Origin of the sequence: Streptomyces sp. KR55 (assembly GCF_052245645.1) — a bacterium.
Lineage (GTDB): Bacteria > Actinomycetota > Actinomycetes > Streptomycetales > Streptomycetaceae > Streptomyces > Streptomyces flavusporus.
In genome coordinates this window covers 1-8,233 of sequence record NZ_JBQQCE010000435.1, presented here as the reverse complement: position 1 = coordinate 8,233, position 8,233 = coordinate 1, and the positions used below count along the sequence as shown (strand labels likewise).

The following is an 8,233-nucleotide window of genomic DNA, read 5'->3' as shown; positions in this document are numbered from 1 at the left end:
CGCTTCACCTGGCCGCGGCGCGGGCGGTACGGCGGGACGACCCAGGTCGAGGCGGTCAGTCTCGTACGGGACGAACTGCTGCCGCTCGCCGAGGCAGGGCTGGACGCGTGGGGCGTCGAACCGGCCGACCGGGACCTCTACCTGGGCGTGATCGACGAGCGTTGCCGGCGCCGGGTCAACGGGGCGTCCTGGCAGGTCGCGACCTTCCACCGGGCACTGGAGGGCGGGCTGTCGCGCGCGGCGGCGCTGGCTGCCACGACGCGGCGCTACGCCGAGCTGAGCCGCCTCGGGGAACCGGTGCACGCCTGGCCGGTGGGGTTGCCGGAGCCGGCGCGGACGGGATGACGGCTTCCTTGGGCGGGGGAGCCGCGGGCCGGGGAAAGTGCGTCTGCAAGGCTGTCGTGCGGTCGGAGTGTGCGATCTTCGTAATCTCGTCGGGATGCCGACGGGCGAAGATGAGCGCGGAGCAGGACTACTCGACTGGAGGCAGGCGTGCAGGCGGAGACGGGCCGGGTGGCCGAATCCGAGCCGCAGGAGCGGCCGTCGCGGCGGATTCTCCGTGATGAGACGCTGCTCGTGCTCGGGCTGTCGCTCGGTGCCAGCGGTGTCTCCGCACTGATCAGCTTCATCGGATCCGTCACCAGGCCCGGCGGCCTGAAGGACCAGGCGGCCACCCTCAACGCCTCGGCCGCTCCCGGCCGTCCCTGGCTCGACCTGGCGTGGCAGCTCTTCGGCATCGCCACCGCGCTCGTCCCCGTCGCCCTCGTCGCGCACTTCCTGCTGCGCGAGGGGCACAGCCTGAAGACCCTCGGCTTCGACCGCACCCGGCCCTGGCCGGACCTGGGCCGGGGCGCCGCGATCGCCGCGGTGATCGGCAGCAGCGGCATCGCCTTCTACCTGGCCGCGCGCGGCCTCGGCTTCAACCTCACCGTCGTCCCCGAGGCCCTGCCCGACGTGTGGTGGAAGTACCCGGTGCTGATCCTTTCCGCCCTGCAGAACTCCATCCTCGAAGAAGTGATCGTCGTCGGCTACCTGCTGCGCCGGCTCGACCAGTTGGGCTGGTCGCCGGGCTCCGCGCTGGTGGCCAGCTCCGTACTGCGTGGCTCGTACCACCTGTACCAGGGCATCGGCGGCTTCATCGGCAACATGGTGATGGGCGTGGTCTTCGTCTACCTGTACCGGCGCTGGGGCCGCGTCGGTCCGTTGGTGGTCGCGCACTCGCTGCTCGACATCGGCGCGTTCGTGGGCTACGCGCTGCTCGCGGGCAGGGTGGACTGGCTGCCGACGGCGTGACTACGCCAGCAGCTCCCCCTCGATGACGGTGACCGCGCGGCCGCTCAGCAGGGTGCGGTCGCCGCGCAGTTCCGTGCGGACGCGGCCGGAGCGGGGTGAGGCCTGCAGGCCGGTGAGGTCGGAGCGGCCCAGGCGCTCCGACCAGTAGGGGGCGAGAGCCGTGTGGGCGCTGCCCGTGACCGGGTCCTCGTCGATGCCGACGTTCGGGAAGAAACAGCGCGAGACGTAGTCGTAGCCCCGGGACGGGTCCTCGGCCCGGGCGGTGGCGATGATGCCGCGCGCCGAGTGGGCGCCGAGGGCCTTGTGGTCGGGGCGCAGGGCACGGACCGTCTTCTCGTCGGCGAGTTCCAGGAGCAGGTCGCCGACGTTCGGGCCGGTGTCGAAGGCCGCGCCCGGCTCTGCGCCCAGGGCGTCGGCGATGCCCTCGGGGATGTCGGCCGGTGTGAGCGGGGCGGTGGGGAAGTCCAGGGTGATCGAGCCGTCCTCATGGGGCTCCGCGACGAGCACACCGCTGCGCGTGGCGAACCGTACCCGGCCCTCGTGGGTGCCCGTGCTGTGCAGGACATGGGCCGTGGCGAGGGTGGCGTGACCGCACATCGCGACCTCGGCCGCGGGTGTGAACCAGCGCAGCGCCCAGTCGGCCTCGCCGCTCTCGGGGAGCGGGTGGGCGAACGCCGTCTCCGCGTGGTTGACCTCCATGGCCACGTTCTGCAGCCAGTCGTCGTCCGGGAAGGCGTCGAGGAGCAGGACCCCGGCCGGGTTGCCGGCGAAGGGGCGGTCGGTGAAGGCGTCGACGATTCGAATCCGCATGGCCATGACGCTAGAGGCTCCACAAAGCCGCAGGCCAAGGCCAATTCGCGAGTGCTGGACCGGTTGCCGGGGCCGCAGTTCTCGGTTCGGGGTTGTCGAGTGAGCTATTCCGATATATCGTTGAGGCATCGCGACAGATCGACGATGGAATGGAGTGATGGCGATGCGCAGCCACGGATACGAGCGTGGGCATGGACACGGCGACCCCCGGCGTGGCCGAGGTGACTTCGACGGCCGGCGTGAGGCCTTCGGGCCGTTCGGCCCCGGCGGGCACCACGGATTCGGGCCCGGCTTCGGTCCCGGACCCTGGGGTGGACGAGGGCGAGGAGGTCCGAGGGGAAGGGCACGGCGCGGTGACGTACGGGCCTCGATCCTGGCCCTGCTGAAGGACCGGCCGATGCACGGTTACGAGATGATCCAGGAGATCGCCGAGCGCAGCGGCGGGGCGTGGAAGCCCAGCCCCGGCTCGGTCTACCCCACCCTCCAGCTGCTGGAGGACGAGGGGCTGATCGTCAGCGCGACCGAGGGCGGCAAGAAGCTGTTCTCGCTCACGGAGTCGGGCCGCGCGGCGGCCGAGGAAGGTCCCGAGGCGCCCTGGGAGGCGGCCTCGCGCGGGATCGACTGGGAGGCTCTCGGTGAGATCCGCCAGGCCGGCTTCGGACTGATGGAGGCCTTCAGTCAGGTCTGGAAGACCGGCAGTGCGGAGCAGCGGGAGAAGGCGGTCGGCGTCATCAACGAGGCCCGCAAGAAGCTGTACCTGATCCTCGCCGACGAGGACTGACGGCCTCCCCGCCGTGCGGTGCAGGAGCCGTAAGAAAGGGCGCCCCGCGGAACGACGATCCGCGGGGCGCCTCCGCATGCCTGCCGAAGGCTCGGGCCGCGGGAAGTTCAGGCCACCAGCCCGCCCAGCTTCCGCAGCGACTCGCCCAGCGCGGCGGTCGCCGAGTCCTTGAGCTTGCCCGCCATCAGTGAGACCGCCGCGCCGGTGAACTCCCCGTCGATACGGATACGGACCGTCGTGGCGTCGCCGTCGGGTGTGAGGGTGTAACGCGTGGCGACGGTGACGGCCATCGGGCCCTTGCCGCGAATGGCCAGCACCCGGGCCGGTTCCAGTTCCTCCACGGCCCACTCGACCTCGGCCGGGAAGCCCATGAGCTTCATGTTCTCCTGGAAGGTCGCGCCGACTTCCAGGGTCGAGGGGCCGCCCTTGGGGAAGCTCGTGTGGGTCGCGTTCCACTCCCCGTACGCGGACCAGTCCGTGAGTCGCGCCCAGACCTTCTCGGCCGGTGCCTCGATGCGTGCCTCCGCGCTGACTTCGGCCATGCGACCACCTCTTCGTGTCGGGCTTGGGTGTCGCGGAACGTAGCCGCAGGGGCCGGAACATTCAATACTGATGAACCGTCAGAAAGTGTGGAGGCCGGTGGAGTGCGGTGGTTTGCGCACCCGGCGCGCGGCAAGGCGGCGCGCGCCCCCGCGGTCGATTCGGCGTGATCTCATCCGTAAGGAGGAGATTCCGGCCGGGGGCATCCGCTCTGTGTGGGACGCAAAAATGCTTCTGTCCGGGGATGACCGGAGCCGCAGGGGCTGATGGGGTGAGAGTGTGCAACCCCATATCCCCCAGCAGCCGGCCCACGACCAGGGCGCCTACGGCGCGGACAACGATGCCAGGCTCAGTGCGGAGCTGGCAGTGGTGGTCGCCGGTGCCCGCAGGCGGGCCCTGAGGGACGGGGACCGGCAGATCGACACCGCCCATCTGCTGCACTCACTTCTGGAGTACGACCCCGAGGTGCGCGCCGTCTTCGGCGGCGGACCCCAGCTCGCCCGGCTGCTCGGCTATCTCGTGCAGCGCAGCATCGGTTACGGCCTGCGCTGGCAGAGCTCCGTGGAGGACTCCGGCGCGATTCCCGTCGTACCCGGGGCCGGGGGTTACTCGCCGCTGGCCGCGGGAGCGATGTCGTACGCCGGTGAGCGGGCCGCGCGGCGCGGTGACGACCTGGCCCGCGGGGTCGATCTGCTCGCCGCGATCGTCGTGGACCCGCAGGCGCGGGCCGTCGAGGTGCTCGACCGCGCCGGTGTCGACGCGGGTGAGCTGCTCACCCGGATCGAGGAAGGCTCCGAGGAGTACGTCGGGGGCGGCGAGACCGGCTGCTGATGTGCTGCGCGGCGTCCAGCCGATGAGACAGGTGTCAAAGGGGGTGACGCTCATGTCATCGCCTGTCATCATGTGCCGGTGCATACGTCAGTCAGCAGCCAGGACAGCCGCGGCAAGGGCGTCGGGCTCTCGCTCGCGCTCGGGTCGGCGGTCGCCTTCGGAGGTTCCGGAGTCGCGGCCAAACCGCTGATCGAGGCGGGCCTCGACCCGCTGCACGTGGTGTGGCTGCGGGTGGCGGGCGCGGCCCTGGTGATGCTGCCGCTCGCTGTGCGCCACCGGGCGCTGCTGCGCCGCCGCCCCGCGCTGCTCGCCGGGTTCGGACTGCTCGCCGTCGCCGGTGTGCAGGCCTGCTACTTCGCTGCCATCTCCCGTATCCCGGTGGGGGTCGCGCTGCTCGTCGAGTACCTCGCGCCCGCTCTCGTCCTCGGCTGGGTGCGGTTCGTGCAGCGGCGGCCGGTGACGCGTGCCGCGGCGCTGGGCGTGGTCCTCGCGGTCGGCGGTCTCGCCTGTGTCGTCGAGGTGTGGTCCGGGCTCGGCTTCGACGCCCTCGGGCTGCTCCTCGCGCTCGGCGCCGCCTGCTGCCAGGTCGGCTACTTCGTCCTGTCCGACCAGGGCAGCGACTCCGGCGCCGACGCACCGGACCCGCTCGGCGTCATCGCCTACGGCCTGCTGATCGGCGCCGGTGTGCTCACCGTCGTCGCCCGCCCCTGGTCCATGGACTGGTCGGTGCTCGGGAACGCCGCCCACATGGACGGCACCGCGGTCCCGGCCGTGCTGCTGCTGGCCTGGATCGTGCTCGTCGCGACCGTCGTCGCGTACGTCACCGGCGTGCTCTCCGTGCGCCGGCTCTCGCCGCAGGTGGCCGGCGTGGTGGCCTGCCTCGAGGCGGTCATCGCGACCGTGCTGGCCTGGGTCCTGCTCGGCGAGCACCTGTCGGCGCCGCAGATCGTCGGCGGCGCGGTGGTCCTGGCGGGGGCGTTCATCGCGCAGTCGTCGACGCCCGCGAAGGGCTCCGCCGAGCCGGTCGCGGGCGGCGGGCCCGAACGCGAGTTGTCGGCCCGCGGAACAGCGGCATAAGGTGCTGACCATGCATTCGGACGCACGCGTTCTTCCGCCTCCGGCCGCCTGAGGCGGGCCTCAAGGACCACACGCCCCGCGGCATCTCGCCGGGCGGAACGGTGCTGCCCGCGGAAGACGTCCGCGACCCCGCTGAGCGGCGGTCTCCGAACTTCCGCGCAATTCTGCGCATTTGCGGAGAGAACACGTGTCCACTGCGTCCCCTGCTGTCTCCGGCCTGCCCGTCGGGCGAGGCCTGCTGTATCTGATCGTCGCCGGTGCTGCCTGGGGCACCGCGGGTGCGGCCGCCTCGCTGGTCTACCGGACCAGCGACATGGGCTCCGTCGCCCTGTCCTTCTGGCGCTGTGCGGCCGGACTGGTCCTGCTGCTCGCCGCCCGCCCGCTGCGCCCGCGCACCCGGCCCACCCCCGCACTCGAGCCCCTCGCCCGCAAGGCACTGCGGATCGGCGCCACCGGCCTCGGTCTCGCGGTGTTCCAGACGGCCTACTTCGCCGCCGTGTCCGCCACCGGCCTCGCCGTCGCGACCGTGGTCACCCTCGGCGCCGGTCCCGTGCTCATTGCGCTCGGCGCACGGCTGACCATGGGGGAGCGGCTCGGCCGCGCCGGCCTCATGGCCGTGGCCGGGGCGCTCACCGGGCTCGGGGTGCTCGTGCTCGGCGGCGGGGACACGGCCGTACGGCCCTGGGGCGTGGCGCTCGCGCTGCTGTCCGCCGCCGGCTACTCGGCGATGACCCTGCTCACCCGCTACTGGGGCCGGGACGGCGGGGCGGACGCCTCCCGTACGACCGTGTGGGCGTTCGCGGTCACCACCCTGTGCCTGCTGCCGTTCGCGCTCGCCGAGGGGCTCGTGCCGCACACGGCCGAACCGGTCCGGCTGCTCTGGCTCGTGGCGTACATCGCTGCGGTTCCCACGGCGCTCGCGTACGCCCTGTACTTCGCGGGCGCGGCCGTCGTACGGTCGGCCACCGTGTCCGTGATCATGCTGCTCGAGCCGGTCAGCGCAGCGGTCCTCGCCGTCGCTCTGCTCGGCGAACACCTCACCACCGCCACACTGACCGGCACCCTGCTGATGCTCGGCGCGGTCGCGGGACTCGCGGTGACCGAAACGCGCGGGGCACGGGCGGTACGGGACGAGCGGCCGCTCGGGTGACGGACGGCCCAGGGTCCGTCCCGGTGCGTGGCCGCCCCGCGGGTCACGCCTGGTGGCAGGCCCGGTCGGCCACCAGATAGTCGGGGAGTTCGGTGCCGGGGGCCAGGTCCGGGTCGCCGACCGGGGTTTCGTAGCCCTTGCGCAGCGGGACGACGCCGGCCCAGTGCGGGAGGGCGAGGTCCTCGGGCTCGTCGTTGACACCGCCCGTGCGGATCTTGGCGGAGACCTCGTCGAGGTCGAGGCGGAGCACGGCGGTGGCGGCGAACTCCTTGGCGTTGGCGGGCCGCGAGTCCTGCGACCGGCCCGGCACCACGTGGTCGACGAGCGCGTCCAGGGCCTGGCGCTTCTCGTCGGGGTCGGTGACGTTGTGGGCGATGCCGTGCACCACCACGGAGCGGTAGTTGATCGAGTGGTGGAAGGCCGAGCGGGCCAGGATCAGCGCGTCGACATGCGTGACCGTCAGGCACACCGCAAGGCCCGGATCGGCCTGACCCGCCATCCGCAGCGGGCGCGAGCCGGTCGAGCCGTGCACATAGAGCCGCTCGCCGACCCTGCCGTACAGGGTGGGCAGCACGACCGGCGCCCCGTCGCGGACGAAGCCGAGGTGGCAGACGTAGCCCTCGTCGAGTATCGCGTGCACCACGTCCTTGTCGTACGAGGCCTTGTGCGCGGCGCGGGTGGGAACCGTGCGGTCGGTGGCGCTGTACGAGGCCTGCGACGGCGTGTCCTGGGTTCCCTGCATGGCGTTCTCCATTGCACTAGTGCATACTTGGCTTTGTGCTAGGAGACTATCCGATCGAGGGTCGGGGTGCAGCAGAGATTTCCGCGAGCGTCGAGCGCGCGGTGGGTGCCGGTGCCCTGGTCCCGGAGCAACTGCTTCCGCCCATGCGGGAGTTGGCGTCCCGGCTCGGTGTGAACCCCAACACCGTCGCCGCCGCCTACCGGATCCTGCGCGAGCGCGGGGTCATCGAGACCGCCGGGCGCCGGGGCAGCCGGGTGCGGCCCAGGCCGGCCACCACCGGGCGCGACGACATCCGCGTGGACGTACCGGAGGGCGTGCGCGACCTGTCCGCCGGCAATCCGGACCCGGCGCTGCTGCCCTCGCTGGCGGCGGCGTTCGCAGCGGCTGCCGCTCAGGCGGACCGGGAGCCGGTGCTCTACGGCGAGGCACCTGTGGAACCCGAGCTGGCCCGCATCTCCCGGGCCGACCTGGACGCCGCAGGAGTGCCGGACGGGCCCGTCGTCGTCACCTCGGGCTCGCTGGACGCCATCGAGCGGGTCCTCGCCGTGCACCTCAAGCCCGGGGACACCGTCGCCGTCGAGGACCCCGGCTGGGGCAGCCTGCTCGACCTCGTCCCCGCGCTCGGCCTGCGCACGGTGCCGGTCCGCCTCGACGACGACGGACCGCTCCCCGACGACGTGGAGCGCGCCCTGTCGGCGGGAGCGCGGGCCCTGATCGTCACGGACCGCGCGCAGAACCCCACCGGAGCCGTGGTGAGCCCTGCACGCGCGCGTGCCCTGCGCTCCGTACTCCGCGAGCACCCGGCGATCCTGCTGATCGAAGACGACCACGGGCACGGGATCGTCGACCTGCCACTGCACCCCCTGGCAGGCGTCACCGCCCACTGGGCCTTCGTCCGCTCGGCGGCCAAGGCGTACGGACCCGACCTGTGGCTCGCCGTGCTCACGGGGGACGAGATGACGCTGGACCGGGTCCGCGGGCGGCAGCGGCTGGGGCCCGGCTGGGTCAG

At 72.5% G+C, this 8,233-nt stretch carries 9 protein-coding genes and 1 pseudogene; 7 read left to right on the top strand and 3 right to left on the bottom strand.

What is annotated here, in order from left to right:
* Window positions 1–345: pseudogene (locus tag ACTWQJ_RS40760) on the top strand (glutamate--cysteine ligase); the annotation flags it as partial.
* 147 nt (window positions 346–492) lie between these two features.
* Window positions 493–1,293: a CPBP family intramembrane glutamic endopeptidase gene (locus ACTWQJ_RS40755; protein ID WP_409473332.1), complete on the top strand. Its 801-nt coding sequence runs from the start codon at window positions 493–495 to the stop codon at window positions 1,291–1,293.
* Here the strand turns inward: ACTWQJ_RS40755 and ACTWQJ_RS40750 are convergent, their stop codons facing one another.
* Window positions 1,294–2,103 carry a PhzF family phenazine biosynthesis protein gene (locus ACTWQJ_RS40750; RefSeq protein ID WP_443311472.1) on the bottom strand — a complete coding sequence of 270 codons (810 nt, stop codon included), beginning with the start codon at window positions 2,101–2,103 and terminating at the stop codon, window positions 1,294–1,296.
* Window positions 2,104–2,266: 163 nt separating this feature from the next.
* On the opposite strand from ACTWQJ_RS40750, the gene ACTWQJ_RS40745 reads away from it, so the two are divergent.
* Window positions 2,267–2,884 (top strand): PadR family transcriptional regulator, encoded by a 618-nt coding sequence (locus ACTWQJ_RS40745; RefSeq protein WP_443311471.1) that lies wholly within the window; start codon window positions 2,267–2,269, stop codon window positions 2,882–2,884.
* Between the two features lie 107 nt (window positions 2,885–2,991).
* On the opposite strand, the gene ACTWQJ_RS40740 is transcribed toward ACTWQJ_RS40745, so the two are convergent.
* Window positions 2,992–3,426, bottom strand: a complete 435-nt coding sequence (locus tag ACTWQJ_RS40740; RefSeq protein ID WP_443311470.1) for a type II toxin-antitoxin system Rv0910 family toxin — start codon at window positions 3,424–3,426, stop codon at window positions 2,992–2,994.
* 277 nt (window positions 3,427–3,703) lie between these two features.
* Between ACTWQJ_RS40740 and ACTWQJ_RS40735 the strand changes: the two genes are divergently transcribed.
* The 3 genes from ACTWQJ_RS40735 to ACTWQJ_RS40725 all read left to right on the top strand — a co-directional run bounded on the left by ACTWQJ_RS40735 (window position 3,704) and on the right by ACTWQJ_RS40725 (window position 6,482).
* Window positions 3,704–4,255 carry a Clp protease N-terminal domain-containing protein gene (locus ACTWQJ_RS40735; RefSeq protein WP_443311469.1) on the top strand — a complete coding sequence of 184 codons (552 nt, stop codon included), beginning with the start codon at window positions 3,704–3,706 and terminating at the stop codon, window positions 4,253–4,255.
* Between the two features lie 72 nt (window positions 4,256–4,327).
* Window positions 4,328–5,332, top strand: a complete 1,005-nt coding sequence (locus ACTWQJ_RS40730) for an EamA family transporter (RefSeq protein ID WP_443311468.1) — start codon at window positions 4,328–4,330, stop codon at window positions 5,330–5,332.
* A 187-nt stretch (window positions 5,333–5,519) separates the two neighbouring features.
* Complete coding sequence (locus ACTWQJ_RS40725) at window positions 5,520–6,482, top strand: DMT family transporter (RefSeq protein WP_443311467.1); 963 nt, start codon at window positions 5,520–5,522, stop codon at window positions 6,480–6,482.
* 43 nt (window positions 6,483–6,525) lie between these two features.
* On the opposite strand, the gene ACTWQJ_RS40720 is transcribed toward ACTWQJ_RS40725, so the two are convergent.
* On the bottom strand, window positions 6,526–7,224 hold the full coding sequence (locus ACTWQJ_RS40720; RefSeq protein WP_443311466.1) for a pyridoxamine 5'-phosphate oxidase family protein: 699 nt from the start codon (window positions 7,222–7,224) through the stop codon (window positions 6,526–6,528).
* 35 nt (window positions 7,225–7,259) lie between these two features.
* On the opposite strand from ACTWQJ_RS40720, the gene ACTWQJ_RS40715 reads away from it, so the two are divergent.
* Window positions 7,260–8,233 (top strand): aminotransferase class I/II-fold pyridoxal phosphate-dependent enzyme (locus ACTWQJ_RS40715; RefSeq protein WP_443311465.1); only part of this gene is annotated, 974 nt, incomplete at its 3' end.